We start from the raw sequence: 19,826 nt of genomic DNA, 5'->3' as shown, positions 1-19,826 counted from the left end.
TTATTTCAGTTTTAATTGTTTATCTTGTTTTAGTTTATTCGTAAATAGCGATGTAACAAACCTTGGGTAAAGTTAATTTTGAGATAAAAGCCTCTGGGTAATGTCATAAAAGGTTTGCCTTTTTTATCAAACGCTTGCGTTTTAGCTTTACTGTTTGCTGCTTTAGGTCTTAACTGCATCACTTGGCCATGTTTACCGTGAATATTTTCCACTTCGCCTAGCACTATCATATCAGTTAATTCTTGCCAATCTTGCGCGAGTAGAGCTTCTTCTTCAGCATTGGGTGACCATAAAAAAGGCGTTCCGACTAAACGCTCGCTAATTGGTGCTGCTTTGTCGGTAATAATAGGCACCCAAAGTACCCGCGCTAACTTTTTACGCACGTAACAATTATGCCAGTTTATACCCACAAGGCCTGTTAAAGGGGCGACACTAACAAAGGTTGTTTCAAGCGGTTTAGCCTGCTCATTTATAGGTAAGGTCTTTAACTCAATGCCTAAGTGAGGAAAGTCTGGCTCAGGTCTTGAACTGGCACTAGCACCTAAAACGTGTTCTAGTAACAAGCCTATCCAACCTTTATTACGGGTTAAATCTTTTGGTACGGCAATACCTGCTTGCTCGGCTATTTCACCTAAGGTTAAACCAGCAAGGTTTGTCGCTCTATTGATCAGCTCTTGTTCTGAGGAGGGAATGTTCATATAGGAAGTTAAATAAGCTTGCAGGTATTTTCTAAAGTAAGTTAACCATTATTATCATAGATTTGCTAAAAAAATCAAAGTAATCATTTGCCCAATAGCCGTTAATATGATTGAATTGAAGTAAGTATTATATATATTGTCAGGAGTTCCTGTGATCGATGCCGAAGGCTATCGCGCCAACGTCGGCATAGTAATAATTAATGACAGGGGACAAGTATTTTGGGCAAGACGGTTTGGACAACATTCATGGCAATATCCACAAGGTGGTGTTGATGAAGGTGAATCAGCTGAAGAAACTATGTATCGAGAGTTACATGAAGAAGTTGGCTTAAAACCTGAACACGTGAAAATTGTTGCTTCAACCAAACATTGGTTAAAATATAGATTACCAAAGCGTTATATTAGACATGACTCTAAACCTGTTTGTGTTGGTCAAAAACAAAAATGGTTTTTATTAAAATTAACGTCTGCTGAATCATCTGTTGATTTACTACATAGTTCGCATCCTGAGTTTGATGATTGGCGATGGGTAAGTTACTGGTATCCAGTGAGACAGGTAGTTTCTTTTAAGCGTGATGTTTATCGTAAGGTCATGAAAGAGTTCGCTAGTTATGCTTTACCGTTAACGTACGAAAGGCGTCCAGAACGTCGTAAACGTCGGGCTTAAATTTTTTATTGTTAATAAAAAACATTAATTATTATTATGATTGAAGATTCGCGTTAAGAATCCTAATAGCCCACTTTATTGTGGGCTATTTATTTACAAGCTTTAATATTAGTCGGGTATATTTACTCACTAAATTATTTACTACAAAGCACTCAATAAGAAAGTGCTAAAGTACACCTTGGCTCAATTATAGTCATCGCAAAGGAATAGAATGTTAACTACTTTACGCCGTATCGTCTTGGAGTTTAGCCAAGAAGCAGAGTTGCAAGTTGCGCTTGAACGTATAGTAACTAGCGTAAAAAAAGCGATGGCAACGGATTGTTGTTCAATTTATCTTGCCGATTATAATCAGCAACACTTTGTATTAATGGCATCTGACGGTTTAGCTAAGGGCTCACAAGGGCAAACCTGTATAGGCTTTTCTGAAGGCTTAATTGGTTTAGTTGGTCAACGTGAAGAGCCGTTAAATATATCTGACGCCCATAAACATCAAGACTTTATTCATGCCCCTGAAGTTGAAGAAGATGACTTTAATGCTTTTCTTGGCACCCCCATAATTCATCAACGAAAAGTTATTGGTATTTTGTCGGTACAACAAACAGAGTCTCGGTTGTTTACCGAAAATGACGAGGCCTTTTTAGTTACCTTGAGTGCGCAATTAGCAAACGCCTTAGCGAATGCTGAAATTAAAAGCTTGCTTAATCAACAAGAAGAGAGAAACCAAGGAGTTAAACAACTACATGGTATTGCTGGCTCTCCAGGTATTGCGTTAAGTGAAATTGTTGTATGTCAGCCGCAAGCCGATCTCGCTGCTATATCATTAAAAAAATCTGATGATACCAACAATCAATTATTACGTTTTGAACAAGCTGTTGAAAATACCCGTCAAGAGTTTAATCAATTAAGTAATAAACTTAGTGAAACGATTAATGATGATAGCTTAGCTATTTTTGATGTTTATAAACAGTTATTAGAACAAGCAAATTTAGGGCAAGAGATTACTGCTAAAATTAATGAAGGCTGGCGTGCAGACAGTGCTCTTAAATTAGTAATTGAACATTATATTAGTCAATTTGAAGCATTAGACGACAGTTATTTTCGCGAGCGTGCTAGTGATATACGTGATTTAGGCACGCGTTTGCTAGTACACCTTCAGCAGCAATCTCAAGAAGAATTAACATTACCTCAACAATTTATTTTACTTGCTCAAGATGTCAGTGCTTCAATGGTTGCGCAATATCAACATCAAGGTTTGTTAGGAATTATTTCGCTATCAGGCTCTAATAACTCCCATGCCGCTATTATTGCACGTTCATTAGGCTTGCCAGCTGTTATGGGAGTAAATGCCGTTGTATTGAGCCAGTTACACCAACAGCAGGCAATTATTGATGGTTATAGCGGTCAGTTATTTATCAACCCTAACGACACGTTAAAACAAGAATACGAATATTTACTCAACCAAGAAGAAGAGCTAACCAATAAAGTTATGGAAGTGGCAGATTTGCCATGCATAACGCAAGATGGAAGAGCTATTGAAGTGTTACTCAATGCCGGGTTATCAGCAGGTTTTGAACACTCAGCTAAACTGGGCGCTTTAGGTATTGGTTTGTATCGTACTGAAATCCCGTTTATGACACGTAGTTGTTTCCCTTCAGAGCAAGAGCAAACACAGATTTATCGTAAAGTATTACAAGCGTTTCCAAAACATGGCGTGACCATGCGTACATTGGATGTTGGTGGCGATAAGTCACTACCTTATTTTCCTATTACTGAGGAAAACCCCTTTCTTGGCTGGCGTGGCATTAGAATAACCTTAGATCATCCTGAAATATTTCTTGTGCAAGTTAGAGCCATGTTACGCGCTAATCAAGGTTTGAATAACTTAGAAATTATGTTGCCGATGATCTCAAGTGTTGAGGAAGTTGATGAAGCGGTTAGGTTAATCAATCAGGCATTTTTTGAGTTAAAAGTTGAATTAACCACTGATATTGCCAATGAGTTAATGTCTAATAACAGCCAAAATCAGTTAACATTACTTCAGGCACAACAAAAAGCTAAAGCGGTTTCTGCTGCGTTAACTCGCCCTAAAATAGGTATTATGTTAGAAGTTCCATCGGTAATTTTTCAAATGGAAGCTTTGTCGAAACGCGTTGATTTTTTCTCGGTGGGTAGTAATGACCTTACTCAATATTTATTAGCCGTTGACAGAAATAATAGTCAAGTGGCTAATTTATACGATGCTTTTCATCCTGCGGTATTAAGTGCTTTAAATAGCTTAGCGAAGCAATCGGCACAATATTTAACCCCTATCAGTTTGTGTGGTGAGTTAGCTTCAGAGCCAGCCGGCGCTATTTTATTATTAGCAATGGGCTTTGATAAAATAAGTATGAATGGTCACAATGTACCACGTATCAAATGGGTAATTCGTCATATTACTTTTGAACAAGCAGTAAACTTATTAGATAAAACGTTAACATTATCAACAACGAAAGAAGTGCATAGCTATCTTAATGAACAGCTTGAAATATTTGGGCTTGGTGGTTTTATTCGTGCTGGTTTTTAAGCGCACTTATCCTATCATAATAAAGAGATTCTTTCATTTATCTGACGTAATAGAAATAACTAGTTTATAACCTTTTGGGGAGCGGTTTTCCGCACAGCAGATGATTTTAACGGTATTAATTTCTTGTATTGTCTTAGGCAGCATCGTTGGTTTTCTGGCTGGGTTGTTAGGAATCGGTGGTGGCCTTATTATTGTCCCCGCACTTATTTATTTGTTGCCTATGATAGGAGTAAGTAATGATATTATTTTTCCTATGTCGCTTGGTACTTCTTTAGCAGCTATTGTTATTACTTCCACAAGTGCAGCTTTTGCACATCATAAAAATCATAATATTCCTTGGCAGCTAGCAAAACAGTTAATGGTTTTAGTCGCTGTTGGCGCTTTAATGGGCGCTTTTATTGCAGATTCGCTTTCTGTAAAAACACTCACTCACTTTTTCTCTATCGTGGTTATTTTACTTGCGGTTTATATGTTATTGTCAATAAAAGCCAGTAAGGTAAGCGAAGTTAAATCGCTCCCTGCTGCTTATGTGTTGCAGTTATTGAGCTTTATTACTGGCATAACCTCAAGTTTAATGGGCATTGCTGGTGGTGCTATATTGGTTCCTGCTTTGAGTTTTTTTGGTTTACGGGTAAGGCATGCTATTGGTATTGCCACTGCTTGTGGGGTTATGGTTGCGCTATTTGGCTCTATTGGCTACATTATCACGGGTTGGAATGTAGCTAACTTGCCTGATTGGAGTATTGGTTATATTTACTTACCAGCCTTATTTGGTATTGTTGTTAGTTCATCGCTTGTCGCGCCTATAGGAGTTAAACTTGCGAGTAAATTACCTGTTAAAACATTAAATAAGTTTTTTGCAGTGTTTCTTATTTTTGTGGCAATAAAAATGATGCTCGGTTAAGTGCTTTAACGAAGAAATTTAATATTTAAACACGTATACTAGCTCGATAAAAAGATGGTAAACCATAACGAAAATGTCTGTTTATTGACATGATGTTGTCAATAAACAGTGTTCAAGTAAACAATGTTCAAATAACCAATACTCATGTACTAATTAGCTCAAACTAAGTTATTACCTAATTATATTTTAAATTCCCCCTTAAAGAGACGGATAAGCAATGACAGATCAGTTTTTACAATTTCCTGTAATAGACCCAATTATTTTTAGTATTGGTCCAGTATCACTGCGTTGGTATGGTGCTATGTATTTAATTGGTTTTCTTGCCGCTATGTTTTTGGCAAATAAAGCCGCTGATAACAGCAAAGGTGAATGGACACGTGAACAAGTAAGTGATTTATTATTTTACAGTTTTTTAGGTGTTATTTTAGGTGGTCGTGTTGGTTACGTGCTGTTTTATCAGTTTGAATATTTCTTATCTGATCCTTTGTATTTATTTGAAATATGGCAAGGTGGAATGTCATTCCATGGTGGTTTGTTAGGGGTTATTTTAGCTATATTTATTTTTGCTCGTAAAACCAATAAATCCTTTTTAACGGTAGGTGATTTTGTTGCGCCTCTCGTACCTATTGGTTTAGGTATGGGCCGTTTAGGTAACTTTATTAATGCTGAGCTTTGGGGGCGTGAGACTGATGTGCCATGGGCTATGGTGTTTCCTACCGATCCGTTACAACTGCCTCGTCATCCGTCACAATTGTATGAATTCGCTTTAGAAGGAGTAGTACTTTTTGCTATTTTATACTTTATTAGCCGTAAAACTAATCGTTTAGGGTTAGCATCAGGTGTATTCTTAATTGGTTACGGTGTGTTTAGAAGTATCGTTGAGTTTTTCCGCGAGCCTGATGCTCACCTTGGTTTATATTTCTCTTTCATTTCAAAAGGGCAAATATTAAGTATTCCAATGATTTTAGCGGGGATATTAATGATTTACGTAGGCCATTTAGCACAACAAAAGTCAGCAATTAGTCAGAATGGCTCAAACACTAAAAAAACAATAAAAGGGAACAGCTAATGCGCGCTTATTTAGATTTATGTCAACGAATTATTGATGAAGGCACTTGGATTGAGAACGAGCGCACAGGTAAACGTTGTTTAACTGTGATTAACGCCGATTTGCAATATAACGTTGGCGATAATGAATTCCCTTTAATAACCACCCGTAAAAGCTTCTTTAAATCTGCTATTGCTGAGTTTATTGGTTATATTCGAGGTTACGATAACGCCGCAGATTTTCGTAAATTAGGCACTAAAACATGGGATGCAAATGCTAACTTAAATGAAGATTGGCTCAATAACTCTCACCGTAAAGGTGAAGATGATATGGGCCGTGTTTATGGTATTCAAGGTCGTAGTTGGGCAAAACCAGATGGTGGTAGCATTGATCAACTTAAAAAGATTGTTGATAACCTCACTAATGGTATTGATGATCGCGCAGAAATTTTAACCTTTTATAATCCCGGTGAATTTCACATGGGCTGTTTACGCCCCTGCATGCACACTCACAATTTTTCTTTAGTGGGAGATACCTTGCATTTGACAAGTTTTCAGCGCTCGTGTGACGTTCCACTAGGTCTTAATTTTAATCAAGTGCAAGTATTTACTTTTTTAGCGCTAATGGCACAAATAACAGGGAAAAAAGCAGGTACGGCGTATCATAAAATTGTGAATGCTCATATTTATGAAGACCAATTACAATTGATGCAAGACGTGCAATTAAAGCGTGAGCCGCTTCCATTACCTAAATTGATCATTAACCCTAAAATAAAAACATTAGAAGATCTGGAAACTTGGGTAACCATGGATGACTTTACTGTTGAAGGCTATGAGTGCCATGATGCAATTAAATACCCATTTGCAGTGTAATTATTACAAGGTCTTTTAGCTCTGATTTGAGTTGTGATTTAAGCTCTGTATTAATTTAAGCTTCTAGTCTCTCAAAAAGCCAATAAATTACTTTAACTAATAATTATTGGCTTTTTATTTTCTACAGATTGAATACAAACTTATCAGAGTCGTCTTTATACGATCTTTGTATGCTAAAGAGTGCTTATTTTTTATCGGTAGTAGTTTCGCTTAGTCATAAGTTTAGACACAAGTTTAGACATAAATTATAGACCTAAGGAAAAGGCTACTAATAAAAAACAGTTAGCGTTATCGCATAAAAATCTTCAACAGTAATTTTTGAGCAAAACGCTCATAAGGCGGGTGGATAAACTTGCCCATATTCAATTTACCTTGTGTTAGTACTGTTTTCGCCTTTGAAAAAGTTAAAAATCCTTCTTTACCGTGATAATGTCCCATCCCTGAATCACCAATACCACCAAAAGGTGCATCGTCTGCAGCAACATGCATAACCGTATCATTTATACCTACACCACCTGAGTGAGTTTTATCAAGAATTAATTGTTGTGTGCTTTTATCAAAACTCATGATGTATAAAGCCAATGGGCGAGGGCGATCATTAATATAATTTACAACATCATCAAGCTCTTTGTATGGCAATATTGGCAACAAAGGGCCAAAAATTTCTTCTTGCATGATTAACATATCGTCATTTACTTCAGTAATTAATTGCGTGGCAAGTTGCCTTGAAGATCGATCTACTTTTTCACTGCTTGCTGAAATTACCGTCGCACCTTTAGCTTTGGCATCATCAAGCCAAGTGAGTAAACGTTGATGCTGAGTCTCATTGATTATATTCGTGTAGTCACTATTTTCATTGTTAGGATACATTGTTTGAAATTTGTGTTGATAAGCCTTAATAAATTCCTCGACCTTAGCTTCAGGGCAAAAAACATAATCAGGGGCAACGCATATTTGTCCAGCATTTAAACATTTACCATAAATTAAGCGCTCAACGGCTGTTTCAATAGTTATGTCGTCAGTAATAATTACCGGTGATTTCCCACCTAATTCTAAAGTGACGGGAGTTAAGTTATCCGCAGCAGCACGCATAACGTGCTTGCCTATATTTGTTGAGCCGGTAAACAATAAATGATTAAAAGGCAGTGCTGAAAAATCAGCCGCAACATCGGCTTCACCTTCAATTACAGCGACAATTTCACTGTCAAAAATACTAGCGAGCATGGTGCTAAGTACTGCATTTGTTGCAGGAGTATATTCAGATAACTTAATCATAGCGCGATTACCCGCGGCCAAAGCGGTAATTAAAGGACCGATTGATAACATCACTGGAAAATTCCATGGCACCATAATACCGATCACGCCAAGAGGTTGGTAATGCACAGTAACTTTTGCAGGCGATAGCAATAACCCTGAATGACGGCGCTGTGGTTTCGTCCATTTTTTAAGGTTTTTAAGGGTGTACTTTATATTCATGATACAAGGCAAAATATCAGCAATTAAACTGTCTTGTTTGGCGCGTTGTCCATAATCGCTATTGAGTGCTGATATTAAAGCCTCTTGATGTGATAATAAGGCTTCTTTTAAGGCCATTAATTGAATTTTTCTATAATCAATAGAAGGTGCTGGTGATAGTTTATAAGCCAATTGCTGTTTAGCTAAAATAGCGGTTAGAGATTGCTTATTATGAATCATATTCATTTCACCTTGGTTATATTATGTTATATGCCTATGCCTATGCCTATGCACTTTGTATAGGTGCGTCATCCCCAGAGGTATCTTGGCGGTGATCCAATTATGAAAATGTCATGGCGGTTCGAGTAAACACTTAAACTAAAAATTAATATGGGCGACTAAATCTTTGAGCATTACTGCCGTTGCGCCCCAGATGTTGTAATGCTTGTAAGGAAAAAAATGTACGTTATGTTGAAAACCATTAAGGGTTGAACTGACAACCCTGTGATTACTTAGTGTTAAAAAATGCTGTAATGGTACATGAAATATTTCAGCAACTTCACCAGTATCCATTAAATAACTTTGAGCTGATTTAACAATACCAACCACAGGCGTTATTTGAAAGCCACTCAGTGTTTCATAAGGCGGAAGCTGACCAACAATAGTTATATTATTTTGGCGTAAACCTATTTCTTCAAAGGCTTCTCTTAATGCAGTATCGACTAAAGACGCGTCATATTGTTCAACCTTGCCACCTGGGAAGCTTATTTGTGAGGCGTGATGCTTTAAATGACTGGCGCGTTTGGTGAGTAAGACTTGTAAACCATTATTAGTGTCAATTAACGCAATAAGTACGGCGGCAGAGCGTAAAGGTAAAGGATGTTTATAAATATGTTCAGATTCAACCAAAGTTAATAAATTAAAGCGTGCTAAAAATTCATCCTTGGTCATTTGGGGCTATACCTGATTCAGTTTTGATAAAACAGGTAATATACAATTCACTTTATCAAAAGTTTCTTGATATTCACTATTTGCTGTTGAATCAGCAACTAAACCGCCACCCGCCCAACAATGAATTTCACCTGTAGATGTTGGGGCATTATCCGTGTTTTGCTGAGAGGCTTCTTGCGGACAAACTTCTTTCTTACAAATAAGCGTACGAATAGTAATACTGGTATCCATAGTGCCGCAATTGGAAATATAACCAATTGAACCGCAATACACACTACGACGGTGTGGCTCTAGTTCTTCAATAATTTCCATAGCGCGAATTTTAGGTGCGCCAGTAATTGAGCCACCAGGAAATGCACCTCGCAGTAAATCGGTAGCATGCTTATTTGGTGATAAAACCCCTTCAACCGTACTCACTAAATGATGTACCGCAGGAAAGCTTTCAATAGCAAAAAGTGACGGTACTTTCACTGTACCTGCTTCACAGCTTCTGCTGATATCATTTCGCAGTAAATCAACAATCATGAGGTTTTCAGCGTTGTCTTTGGGAGAATTTTTTAAAGTTTCAGCGTTTTTAGCATCTTGTATTGGATCTTCGCTGCGCGGCATGGTGCCTTTTATAGGTTTACTTTCGACTTTACCGTTTGAAAGTTGTAAAAAGCGCTCAGGGGAAACACTTAAAATAGCTGAGTTATCTAATCGGATAAAAGCTGAAAAAGGGGCTTTGTTGGCTTTTCTAAGGGCTAAGTAAGCTTCAAATTCATCACCTTGGTAACTCGTGCTAAAGCGTTGTGCGAGATTAATTTGATAACAATCGCCGGATAATAAGTATTCTTGCACTTGCTTAAATTTTTCAATATAACTTTCTTTAGTCATATTCGCTTGCCATGACGAAGTTAATTGAAAGGCTGTTTTTGCTTTAACATGCTTAGGTATATTATTTAAGTGTAATTGTTTTTGAGCAAGAGCATCATAAATAAATGTTTCAATACTTTGGCGTTTGTCCTCTTGGCAAATAAGGTAAAAACACTGTTCGACTTTATCAAAAATAATGGCCTGATCGTACAAGCCCATCGCCATATCAGGTAAATTAATATCCTGCTCGGCAATACTGGGTAAGGTTTCAAAACGACGACCTAAATCATAAGATAAATAACCCAATGCACCACCTAAATAGGGGAGGTGTTCATGCTTAGGGCTTGATATATCAAACAATTGCGCTTGCAGGTTTTTTAGTAAGGTTAACGGATCGTCAGTACTGGTTGTTTTAACCTTACTTTGTTTTTCATTCTGCTTTTTATATTGATTGAAAAAACAAATTTGTGATGAATTATAACGGGTAGTAATTGTCGCAATAGGCTGCCAAACTATAATATCAAAACGACTATCGACATGTTCACTTTCACAAGAGTCTAACCACATTGCCCACGGTTGATGTGAGAACAAGCTGAACAACCTTTCACTAGTAATATTTTCTTCAGTATTAACATCACAGTTATTAACATCACAGTTATTAGCTTCACGGATAAGATGAGCAAAGGTGATTTTTTTAGCTGTAATACGAGCAGGTTTTAGTGGATTGCTGTTGCTAGTGTCAGTCGAATTGCACAAATTTTTGCATTCTCTCATTATTCGCTAGTTAAATAGTCATTATAAAGCATTTGCGGTGGCAGCACTTTCATTAGCGAGTTATTATAGGGTTAGATTTATTATATCTTTCAACAACCTTGTATTAAAGAGTATTAACGCAGTTTTAAGCGATTCATCTTAATATACAAGTAAAGCTAATAGAGAGCACTATGGCCATCATTAAACAACAAGACGTAATCGATAGTATTGAAGACGCATTACAATATATTTCTTATTACCATCCTCTTGATTTTATTCAAGCGTTAGAAAAAGCGTATAACAAAGAAGAATCAACTGCAGCGAAAGATGCAATAGCACAAATTTTAATTAACTCACGTATGTCAGCGCAGGGCAAACGTCCAATCTGCCAAGACACAGGTATTGTTACTTGTTTCGTGAAAGTAGGTATGGCTGTTCAGTGGGATAAAACTGATATGACCGTACAACAAATGGTTGATGAAGGTACACGTCGTGCTTACTTAAATCCTGATAATCCTTTACGTGCTTCAATTGTTGCCGATCCTACAGGCAAACGTGTTAATACTAAAGATAATACGCCTGCCGTTGTACATATTGATATGGTGCCAGGTACTGGTCTTGAAATCATGATCGCAGCGAAAGGCGGCGGTAGTGAAAACAAAACTAAAATGGCGATGTTAAACCCGTCTGACTCAATTGCTGATTGGGTTGTTAAAACCTTACCAACAATGGGCGCAGGTTGGTGTCCGCCAGGTATGTTAGGTATAGGTGTTGGTGGTACGGCTGAAAAAGCTGGCGTATTAGCTAAAGAAAGTTTAATGGATCCTGTAAACATTCAAGAGTTAATGGAACGCGGTCCGCAAAATGCTGAAGAAGAATTACGTCTTGAGATTTTTGAGCGCGTAAACAAATTAGGTATTGGTGCCCAAGGTCTTGGCGGTTTAACAACGGTTGTTGATGTTAAAATTAATTCAGTGCCAACACACGCGGCGTCTAAACCGGTAGTTATGATCCCAAACTGTGCGGCAACGCGTCACGTACATTTCCACCTTGATGGCTCAGGTCCTGCGGACTTAACACCACCTAAATTGGAAGAATGGCCAGAAATCACTTGGGAAGTTGGCGAAAATGTTCGTCGCGTTAACGTTGATGGCTTAACTAAAGCAGATATCGCTGAATGGAAAACTGGCGAAACGGTATTATTAAGCGGTACTATCTTAACAGGTCGTGATGCAGCGCATAAACGTATTCAAGAAATGTTAGCAAACGGTGAAGAATTACCGGTAGACTTTACTAACAAGTTTATTTATTACGTAGGTCCAGTTGATGCTATTGGTAATGAAGCGGTTGGTCCTGCAGGCCCTACAACAGCAACACGTATGGATAAATTCAACGAGATGATGTTAGCGCAAACCGGTCTTTTAGGATCTATCGGTAAAGCAGAGCGTGGCGCGGCAACGTGTGAAAGCATTAAAAACCATAAATCTGTGTATTTAATGGCAGTTGGTGGCGCGGCTTACTTAGTTTCGAAAGCAATCAAAAAAGCGAAAGTAGTTGCCTTTGAAGATATGGGTATGGAAGCTATTTACGAATTTGAAGTAGAAGATATGCCAGTAACAGTAGCGGTTGATAGTACAGGTGAATCAGCGCACGTAACAGGCCCTGAAATTTGGAAAGTTAAAATTCAAGAAGCGGAAGGTAAAGCGTAGCTTTTAACTCAATCTTGTTTTTACTTATTAAAATTAAATAATAAAAAGGCGCTTTAAGCGCCTTTTTTGTTTCTGATTTTTGACCTTAATTGAATAATCGACAGTTTTACCTATTGAATGGAAAGCGCATCAAGGCTGCTTATCAATACATTTCATATCATCAGGTATTTTGTACCAACTCAGCTTTTCACTAACCCAAACATGTACTTGCGGCGCAAATAATTCGGCAACTTCAGGCATTATTGGTTTTAACTTTAATTTTACCGTACTCATATCTGCAGGATTATAATGGTAAATTCGGGTGCCGCAGTTAGGGCAGAATTTAGCGTGGTTTTTATTACCGCTATCAGCACTGCGGATCCACTCTTTCATTTCACCAGAAAACTTAATAGCAGCTGTATCTATTACAGCGGTTACACTAAACGGACTACCTGCGAGTTTTTGACATTCAGTACAATGACACGCTAATACCATCTTGGGTTTTTCAAACAATTGATAGGTTAATTGTCCACATTGACAAGCGCCCATTATTGGAAATTTAATTGGAAAACTCATTAATCATACCTCAGGAAATAACGTTTAATATACTAACTTAACGTGATTAACCTAAAAAACAAAGCACTATTGTTGCTAGGGATAAAGCGTAAATCAGCATATAATTACCTTCGATAAAATATTATTAACAATATAGAGCAGCTCTTAAATTAACCCCCTATCAAGAATAAGGTACAAAGCACGATGGAAAGCACCCAAGTGACATCCACATCAACACAAGGTAAGCCAACAGAAAATAAGCTAACACAGGGAAGTAAATGGCAAACTCCGTTTGTTTTCTTAGCCGTTGCTAGCATTGTTATGGCTATTACTTTTGCCGCTTGGATGGCAATGCTCAACAACTTTGTTATTGAGCGAGCAGCATTCACTGGCGCTGAAATTGGTATGTTACATTCTTTGCGTGAAATACCTGGATTTTTAGCCTTTACCGCGGTGTTCGTTTTATTGGTTTTTACAGAGCAAGTTTTTGCGGTTGTAGCCTTATGCTTATTATCTATTGGCGTTGCTTTTACTGGCGTATTCCCTAGTATTTATGGACTCTATGCTACTACGGTATTAATGTCGATAGGCTTTCATTACTATGAAACAATTAACACCTCGTTAAGTTTACAGTGGTTTAAAAAAGGTGAAGCCGCTGAGAAACTTGGTAAGTTAATGTCAATCAAATCAGCTGCATCATTAACCTGTTATGCCTTAATTTGGATTGGTTTTAGTGTTATTTCTGCTAGTTATCAAGCTATGTATTTATTTTTTGGATTAAGCGGTTTATTGCTCACGTTATGGTTAGCGTTTGCCATGCCTAAATTTCCAATGGAGCATGTTCAGCATAAGAAGTTAATTTTAAGAAAACGTTATAGCCTATTCTATTTTCTCACCTTTTTATCTGGCGCACGCAGGCAGATATTTGTCGTTTTTGCAGGTTTTTTAATGGTTGAAAAGTTTGGTTACAGCGTGCAACAAATTACCTTTTTGTATATGCTTAATCATGTAATTAACTTCTTTTTGGCACCGAAAATAGGTAAGTGGATTGCTAGAGTTGGCGAGCGTAGAGCGTTAACGGTTGAATACACAGGCTTAATTATTGTTTTTGTGGGTTATGCGTTGGTTGAGTCAGCAAATGTTGCCGCAGCACTTTATGTGATTGATCATTTATTTTTTGCGATGGCGATAGCCTTAAAAACTTACTTTCAAAAAATAGCCGATCCAAAAGATATTGCCTCAAGTGCTGGCGTTAGTTTTAGTATTAACCACATTGCCGCGGTAGTTATTCCAGCGGTGTTTGGTTTAATTTGGCTTTATGATGCCTCATTAGTTTTTTATGCAGGTGCAGGCTTTGCCCTTATATCGTTGCTAGCAAGCCAGTTAATTACTAAAAGCTTAAACGCAGAAAAACTTCAGATAATAGAGGGTAAAATATAACAATGACATTCGCTTATGCTGACATGCCGTTAGACCGATGTACTAACCAACGAAAAAATAAATCATGGTTAAAAACAGAGTTTAACAACGATAATACTCTATTTTGTGTGATTAATGATGGCATGGGGCTTTTTGCTACTAATGGCATTATTGCACCAATTTATCTAACGAAAGGGCAGTTACCCACGCTTAGTGTTGATAGCTGTATTTATTTAGGTAAAGGAGATATAGCTTTAAGCCAAGCAGAAATCACCGACACAAACGCAGCAACACATATCGAAAGTAATAAAGCTGTTTCCATTTTTACTGTCGATTTTAATAAGCTACGGTTCTCCACTCAGGAAGAGTTAACTGAGATAGGACAATGGCAACCTTTAAAAGCAATGACGCCTAATTTGTCACCTGCAGATGCTTCAATATTAGCACTCGCTAAAGGCATGGTGCATTGGCATATTAGCCATCAGTTTTGCGGACTTTGCGGAAACCATAGTCGAGCTGTTGAAGCAGGGCACGCCAGACGTTGTAATGACTGTCGTAATATGAGTTTTCCACGTACCGATCCTGCGGTGATCATGTTAGTTGAAAAAATGTTTGCTGATGGTATTCCGCGATGTTTATTAGGCCGACAAGCAAGTTGGGAGAAGGGCGTTTATTCAACCTTAGCTGGATTTGTTGATCCAGGTGAAAGTCTCGAACAAGCGGTGATTAGAGAAGTCGCTGAAGAGTCAGGAATTGTCGTTGAAAACCCAAAATATTGTAGCTCGCAACCTTGGCCGTTTCCAGCCTCTATCATGTTAGGCTTCACCGCGGTTGCAAAAACAGATGCCATTGATGTTACTCACGATGCCTTAGAAGATGCTCAATGGTTTTCACGCGAGCAACTTAGTAATTTTGGCGTTAAAAGTGAAGTCGGAGAGCAAAATAACGAAGTAGAATTTAAAATAAGCAGTAGTAGCTCTATTTCAGCGTATTTAATTAAAGCATGGAAAAATAAAGAAATAGGGCAGTATTAAGAATAATATATCGAAATAATAGAGATAAGCCCAAAGATCGATAATAAAAAGTAGTAAAAATAAAAACGGCTTTAATTGAGTAAATTAAAGCCGTTTTCCATAAGGTGTTTAATAACAGTTATTGCTTCATCTATTTAGTCATTTGACGCCTAACAAATAATACTAATGATAAACCAAATAGCATTAATGGAGAAGGCTCCGGTACTGAAGTTGTCGAAGGATCTGAACCAACTACTTGTAGACCTGTCGAATCTTGAAAGGACATTGTTAAAGTATTTAAACCATCGGCAATACCATCATTAGAACCAGAAGTAGCAATAATCTCAGAATATACGAAGAAAGATTGGCCTTCTAGAAGATCAAAACTAATGCTACTAGTTTTATTAACGTCCATACCGTTATTGATTGCTAAACTTTCTATACCAGCTCGCTCATTACGTGATATAACTTCGTAATAAATAGTTTCAATACTGTAATCCCAGTCTAGCTCAGATGCAATTATAACAGCAATAGTGGAAGTTAGGTAAGCTCCACTTCCTGATACCGAACCATGTAGATTAAAGTCTAAGTCATAAGTTGATGATCCGACGCCTGTATAATTAAAACCTTGTACGCCAGCAGCAAATGCTTGTGCCATTTGTCCATCACTTGCCTTAGCATATACTTTTAAATCTGGTAACATAGTTAGAGGTGAGTAATTACCTATTGCTTGGGATGTTCCATAACTATTTTCTTGTGATGAAGAACTGTTAACCCCGAAGCCCTCATTATTTGAGTATTCACCAGTACAATAGGATGGGCAATCTTCCCAAGTTACTGCGTTAGTTTTAACACCTAAATCGTCCGCGTTCATTATGGTAGCTTGGCTTGTAATAGAAGTTACAGCTAAGAGTAATCCTGTAAAAGCAATAAGTGCTTTGTTTTTTATCATTTATCTTGTTCCTTAAGTTTAATTAAATTTAAAAATATCACTCGGCGTAAAGCAAAAAACAAGCCGTTATTTGTCCGTTTTGTTTTTATTTTGTTTGTTGTTATATTTCATGCATTTAAGGTTGGTTGTTTCTTTTTGGTTTTGTTTGTGTAAATTAATAGTTAACGGGTTGGTGTTTATGTGTAAAAAAAACCGACACTAATTTGTGCCTGTAGCGCGTATGTTTATATTTAATAAATGATATTGTTTTAAGTTATTTAAACCGCAAATTAGTAAAATTACTGGTTGAATATAGCGACGTATGTTCTAATATATAGGTACTGTAATAAAAAACAGTGTTTTTTGTTTGTTTGGCTAGATTAGGGCTAGTTCCAAACTAGCTAATCACTATTTTATTTGAGAGTCAGTTATGAATTTTCCTATCGACATTAATATTGCGCCACAGCATACTTTACCCTTGGCACTCACCTTAGTTTTAATATTCTTCATCATTATGATGTGGCTGTTATATCAAATAGCACAAATTAAAAAGGCAATGTTAAGCCCAAATTTAGAACAAGAAGAACGCATTAAGTCGTTGTTAACTCAGACGCTAAATCAAGAATTAGCTCAGCAATTTTCTAATCACTTCGCTAATCAACTAAGTAGCTTACAACAAAGTTACCAACAAACTAATCAGCAACAATTAGCGCAAGCGCATGATAAACAACAAATACAGTTAGCAAATACTATTGATCAACAAATGGCTGATTTACGTCTTAAATTAATGAGACAAATGAATGATTTGCAAACTCAATTAACGAATCAGCAAAGCCAATCACTCGATCAAGTGATCAATCATTTAAATAACACGGGGCAAGCTAACCGTGAAGAGTTAGCGAAAACTTTGGCGCAAACCAGTGAGCAAATGAGTAAGCGCATTGATGGTTTAACGCAAGCTACAGATAATCGCTTGCAAGAAATTAGCGGTCAGGTTGAAAAGCGCCTTGCCGAAGGTTTTGAAAAAACCACGAAAACCTTTAGTGATATTTTACAGCGTTTAGCTCTTATTGATGATGCTCAAAAGAAAATTACCGAGCTTTCAACTAACGTGGTGAGCTTACAAGAAGTACTTAACGATAAACGTTCGCGCGGCGCTTTTGGTGAAGTGCAATTAAATAGTTTGATTCGTAATGTCTTACCGGAGCAAAGCTTTAAACTACAACATACGCTATCTAACGGTAAAATCGCTGACTGCGTACTCTTTTTACCTAAACCTACCGGTAATGTGGTTGTTGACTCTAAATTCCCGTTAGAAAGTTATCGTAAAATGGTCGACTTAGAAGCTCATGAAACTGACCGAACTATTGCCATGCGTCAGTTTAAAGTCGATATCAAAAAACATATAAATGATATTAGTGAAAAATACCTGATTGATAACGAAACTGCCGATGGCGCTATTATGTTTATTCCCGCGGAAGCTATTTTTGCTGAAATTCACGGACATCAAAGTGATTTAGTAGAATACGCCAATCAAAAACGGGTTTGGTTAACTTCACCAACAACGTTAATGGCAATACTAACTACCGCGCGTTCTGTACTTAAAGATGAGGCGACTCGTCAACAAATTCACATAATTCAAGCGCACTTGTCTGATTTAGGTAAAGATTTTAATCGTTTTAAAACACGCTTCGCTAACCTTGCCAAACATATAGATCAAGCGGCGAGTGATGTAAAACAAATACATACCTCGGCAGATAAAATATCGACACGTTTTGAAAAAATAGAGCAAGTAGAGTTAGCGAAAGAAGAGGTAGAATTGTTAGAAAAATAAAATGCTACTTTTATTGATGAGAACAAAATCAGAGTTGTTAGCGAATAAAGCACTGCAGTAACAATAAATTGATAATTTCAAATTTAAATACCCAACTAAAACGCTACATTAACAAAAACTATCATCAGCAACACAGGGCAAATAAATCGTAGGTAGAAACCTAATAGCTTTAACGATGTTTTGTTATTCAACTCAGCTAAGTCAGTTAATTTATTACCTCGTTGCCATAACCAACCGATGACAATGAAATAAAACAGTGACATTAACGGCTGTAAAATTGTAGTCAGCAGTTGAATCACTAATTCAAATAGTGGTTCAAAAAAGATAATCACCAGTAAGCTAGCAATAAAGACTATGCCAGAGGTGAAATAAGTCGCTTGTTTTCGACTCATACTTTTATCTTCAATAAGATAAGCTACCGGTACTTCTGTCGTTGAAATAGTTGAAGTTAATGCCGCAATTGAAAGTAGACTAAAAAACAGCAAAGACACCACTAAACCCATAGTACCCATTTCATTAAATAACGTTGGTAAAATACTAAAAATTAACTGGCCACCGCCAACTAAATTACCATCAATAAAAACGGTTTGGCCGTTATGTTGCGCTACAAAAAGTGCAGGGATAATTAATAAACCCGCTATAAAGGCAATAAAAGTATCAAGCAGGGTAATCGACAATACTAACTTGCCGATACCTTTACCTTTTGGAATATATGAGCCATATGCCATCATAGCGCCAACACCAATTGCTAATGAGAAGAATGCTTGTCCCATCGCTGAAATAACTAAGGTTGGTTCAGTTATTTGGCTAAAATCAGGCACTAAATAAAGCGCTAAACCTGCTTGTGCGCCTTCTTGTTGTAGCATGTAAATGATTAAGCCGAGCATCATTATTAGTAGCAAAGGCATTAATCGCGCTGACCAACGTTCTATGCCGCTGTGCACTCCTTGAAAAACAATGGCGGCACTTAACACAATAAAAATGGGTGTAAAAAGGAGATTACGTAATGTGCTAGAAGTAGATAACCACAATGATATTTGCTGTAAACCAATTAGCTCAAATACAGCGGCCAAAGCATGAGCTAACATCCAACCGGCGACTATAGTGTAGAAACTTAGCATCATTAACGCACCAATAATGCCGATAATTCCTGCACCATGACCCAGTTTTGATAATTTATCGCCACAGGCTTTTGTTAATGCTGAAACAGGATTAGTTTGTGCTTGATTACCAATAGTCACTTCTGCATAAAGCGCCGGTAGAGCTAATAATACAGTTACAATCAGATAAACTACTAAAAACGCGCCGCCGCCGTTATTAGCCGCTTGGGTTGGGAAACCCCAAATATTACCTAAACCAATAGCAGCACCAGCCGCAGCCAGTACAAAACCAAGGCGAGAATGAAAAGAATCGCGTGTTGATGAATCAGACATTGAAAATAACGCTTTGAAAAATTTAATGATTAAAGCTTAGCGATTTAAGTACTGAAGTGAAAGGATTTATCTCTTAAATTAAAATAATAATTGATGTGTTATTATGTGCAAGTTTTCTCCTGAACGTAAGTAAATATAACTTTGAATGCAACAGAATTAACTCTAAATATAACTCTAAACGTAATTC

The 19,826-nt window shown here is 37.3% G+C and carries 16 protein-coding genes; 9 read left to right on the top strand and 7 right to left on the bottom strand.

Annotated features, from left to right (window positions below; all coding sequences use genetic code 11):
* Positions 1–29: 29 nt before the first annotated feature.
* Positions 30–698: a DNA mismatch repair endonuclease MutH gene (gene mutH / locus KO502_RS14820; protein WP_216023346.1), complete on the bottom strand. Its 669-nt coding sequence runs from the start codon at positions 696–698 to the stop codon at positions 30–32.
* 151 nt (positions 699–849) lie between these two features.
* Between mutH and rppH the strand changes: the two genes are divergently transcribed.
* The 5 genes from rppH (at position 850) to KO502_RS14795 (ending at position 6,752) form a co-directional block, all read left to right on the top strand.
* Positions 850–1,365 carry an RNA pyrophosphohydrolase gene (rppH, locus tag KO502_RS14815; protein ID WP_216023345.1) on the top strand — a complete coding sequence of 172 codons (516 nt, stop codon included), beginning with the start codon at positions 850–852 and terminating at the stop codon, positions 1,363–1,365.
* 211 nt (positions 1,366–1,576) lie between these two features.
* Entirely contained in the window at positions 1,577–3,928 is a 2,352-nt protein-coding gene (gene ptsP / locus KO502_RS14810) for a phosphoenolpyruvate--protein phosphotransferase (RefSeq protein ID WP_216023344.1), read from the top strand.
* A 100-nt stretch (positions 3,929–4,028) separates the two neighbouring features.
* The gene (locus tag KO502_RS14805; RefSeq protein WP_216023343.1) at positions 4,029–4,832 is read left to right on the top strand and encodes a sulfite exporter TauE/SafE family protein; all 804 of its coding nucleotides are present in this window, start codon (positions 4,029–4,031) and stop codon (positions 4,830–4,832) included.
* Positions 4,833–5,049: 217 nt separating this feature from the next.
* Positions 5,050–5,901, top strand: a complete 852-nt coding sequence (gene lgt / locus KO502_RS14800) for a prolipoprotein diacylglyceryl transferase (RefSeq protein ID WP_216023342.1) — start codon at positions 5,050–5,052, stop codon at positions 5,899–5,901.
* Positions 5,901–6,752 (top strand): thymidylate synthase, encoded by an 852-nt coding sequence (locus KO502_RS14795; protein WP_216023341.1) that lies wholly within the window; start codon positions 5,901–5,903, stop codon positions 6,750–6,752. Before lgt ends, KO502_RS14795 begins: the two co-directional genes overlap by 1 nt.
* Positions 6,753–7,040: 288 nt before the next feature.
* Here KO502_RS14795 and KO502_RS14790 read toward each other — a convergent pair whose 3' ends face one another.
* The 3 genes from KO502_RS14790 to pabB form a co-directional block, all read right to left on the bottom strand.
* Positions 7,041–8,453 carry a coniferyl aldehyde dehydrogenase gene (locus tag KO502_RS14790; protein WP_216023340.1) on the bottom strand — a complete coding sequence of 471 codons (1,413 nt, stop codon included), beginning with the start codon at positions 8,451–8,453 and terminating at the stop codon, positions 7,041–7,043.
* 132 nt (positions 8,454–8,585) lie between these two features.
* A complete protein-coding gene (locus KO502_RS14785) occupies positions 8,586–9,158 on the bottom strand; it encodes a CoA pyrophosphatase (protein WP_216023339.1) in 573 nt (190 codons plus the stop codon).
* 6 nt (positions 9,159–9,164) lie between these two features.
* Positions 9,165–10,628, bottom strand: coding sequence for an aminodeoxychorismate synthase component I (gene pabB, locus KO502_RS14780; RefSeq protein ID WP_354668339.1), 1,464 nt, complete (start codon positions 10,626–10,628; stop codon positions 9,165–9,167).
* 329 nt (positions 10,629–10,957) lie between these two features.
* Between pabB and KO502_RS14775 the strand changes: the two genes are divergently transcribed.
* The gene (locus KO502_RS14775; protein ID WP_216023337.1) at positions 10,958–12,475 is read left to right on the top strand and encodes a fumarate hydratase; all 1,518 of its coding nucleotides are present in this window, start codon (positions 10,958–10,960) and stop codon (positions 12,473–12,475) included.
* A gap of 129 nt (positions 12,476–12,604) precedes the next feature.
* Here KO502_RS14775 and KO502_RS14770 read toward each other — a convergent pair whose 3' ends face one another.
* The gene (locus KO502_RS14770) at positions 12,605–13,030 is read right to left on the bottom strand and encodes a GFA family protein (protein ID WP_216023336.1); all 426 of its coding nucleotides are present in this window, start codon (positions 13,028–13,030) and stop codon (positions 12,605–12,607) included.
* 183 nt (positions 13,031–13,213) lie between these two features.
* Here KO502_RS14770 and KO502_RS14765 point away from each other — a divergent pair, with 183 nt between their 5' ends.
* Positions 13,214–14,449, top strand: a complete 1,236-nt coding sequence (locus KO502_RS14765; protein ID WP_216023335.1) for an MFS transporter — start codon at positions 13,214–13,216, stop codon at positions 14,447–14,449.
* Between the two features lie 2 nt (positions 14,450–14,451).
* The gene (nudC, locus tag KO502_RS14760) at positions 14,452–15,462 is read left to right on the top strand and encodes an NAD(+) diphosphatase (protein ID WP_216023334.1); all 1,011 of its coding nucleotides are present in this window, start codon (positions 14,452–14,454) and stop codon (positions 15,460–15,462) included.
* A 130-nt stretch (positions 15,463–15,592) separates the two neighbouring features.
* Here the strand turns inward: nudC and KO502_RS14755 are convergent, their stop codons facing one another.
* Positions 15,593–16,393, bottom strand: coding sequence for a PEP-CTERM sorting domain-containing protein (locus KO502_RS14755; protein ID WP_216023333.1), 801 nt, complete (start codon positions 16,391–16,393; stop codon positions 15,593–15,595).
* Positions 16,394–16,802: 409 nt separating this feature from the next.
* Here KO502_RS14755 and KO502_RS14750 point away from each other — a divergent pair, with 409 nt between their 5' ends.
* Entirely contained in the window at positions 16,803–18,206 is a 1,404-nt protein-coding gene (locus KO502_RS14750) for a DNA recombination protein RmuC (protein WP_216023332.1), read from the top strand.
* 95 nt (positions 18,207–18,301) lie between these two features.
* On the opposite strand, the gene KO502_RS14745 is transcribed toward KO502_RS14750, so the two are convergent.
* On the bottom strand, positions 18,302–19,639 hold the full coding sequence (locus tag KO502_RS14745; RefSeq protein ID WP_216023331.1) for a sodium-dependent transporter: 1,338 nt from the start codon (positions 19,637–19,639) through the stop codon (positions 18,302–18,304).
* Positions 19,640–19,826: the final 187 nt, after the last annotated feature.

The sequence above is a fragment of the Colwellia sp. E2M01 genome, from assembly GCF_018860585.1.
Lineage (GTDB): Bacteria > Pseudomonadota > Gammaproteobacteria > Enterobacterales > Alteromonadaceae > Colwellia.
Note: the sequence above shows the minus strand (reverse complement) of the source record. Positions and strands in the feature narration are given on the sequence as shown.

What these genes read in the sequence shown, in the direction of transcription:
- KO502_RS14770 (WP_216023336.1), bottom strand. Translation starts at nt 13,030, where the DNA reads ATGAGTTTTCCAATTAAATTTCCAATAATGGGCGCTTGTCAATGTGGA.
- ptsP (WP_216023344.1), top strand. Translation starts at nt 1,577, where the DNA reads ATGTTAACTACTTTACGCCGTATCGTCTTGGAGTTTAGCCAAGAAGCA.
- KO502_RS14795 (WP_216023341.1), top strand. Translation starts at nt 5,901, where the DNA reads ATGCGCGCTTATTTAGATTTATGTCAACGAATTATTGATGAAGGCACT.
- KO502_RS14755 (WP_216023333.1), bottom strand. Translation starts at nt 16,393, where the DNA reads ATGATAAAAAACAAAGCACTTATTGCTTTTACAGGATTACTCTTAGCT.
- KO502_RS14765 (WP_216023335.1), top strand. Translation starts at nt 13,214, where the DNA reads ATGGAAAGCACCCAAGTGACATCCACATCAACACAAGGTAAGCCAACA.
- nudC (WP_216023334.1), top strand. Translation starts at nt 14,452, where the DNA reads ATGACATTCGCTTATGCTGACATGCCGTTAGACCGATGTACTAACCAA.
- KO502_RS14750 (WP_216023332.1), top strand. Translation starts at nt 16,803, where the DNA reads ATGAATTTTCCTATCGACATTAATATTGCGCCACAGCATACTTTACCC.
- KO502_RS14745 (WP_216023331.1), bottom strand. Translation starts at nt 19,639, where the DNA reads ATGTCTGATTCATCAACACGCGATTCTTTTCATTCTCGCCTTGGTTTT.
- lgt (WP_216023342.1), top strand. Translation starts at nt 5,050, where the DNA reads ATGACAGATCAGTTTTTACAATTTCCTGTAATAGACCCAATTATTTTT.
- KO502_RS14790 (WP_216023340.1), bottom strand. Translation starts at nt 8,453, where the DNA reads ATGAATATGATTCATAATAAGCAATCTCTAACCGCTATTTTAGCTAAA.
- KO502_RS14775 (WP_216023337.1), top strand. Translation starts at nt 10,958, where the DNA reads ATGGCCATCATTAAACAACAAGACGTAATCGATAGTATTGAAGACGCA.
- mutH (WP_216023346.1), bottom strand. Translation starts at nt 698, where the DNA reads ATGAACATTCCCTCCTCAGAACAAGAGCTGATCAATAGAGCGACAAAC.
- KO502_RS14785 (WP_216023339.1), bottom strand. Translation starts at nt 9,158, where the DNA reads ATGACCAAGGATGAATTTTTAGCACGCTTTAATTTATTAACTTTGGTT.
- KO502_RS14805 (WP_216023343.1), top strand. Translation starts at nt 4,029, where the DNA reads ATGATTTTAACGGTATTAATTTCTTGTATTGTCTTAGGCAGCATCGTT.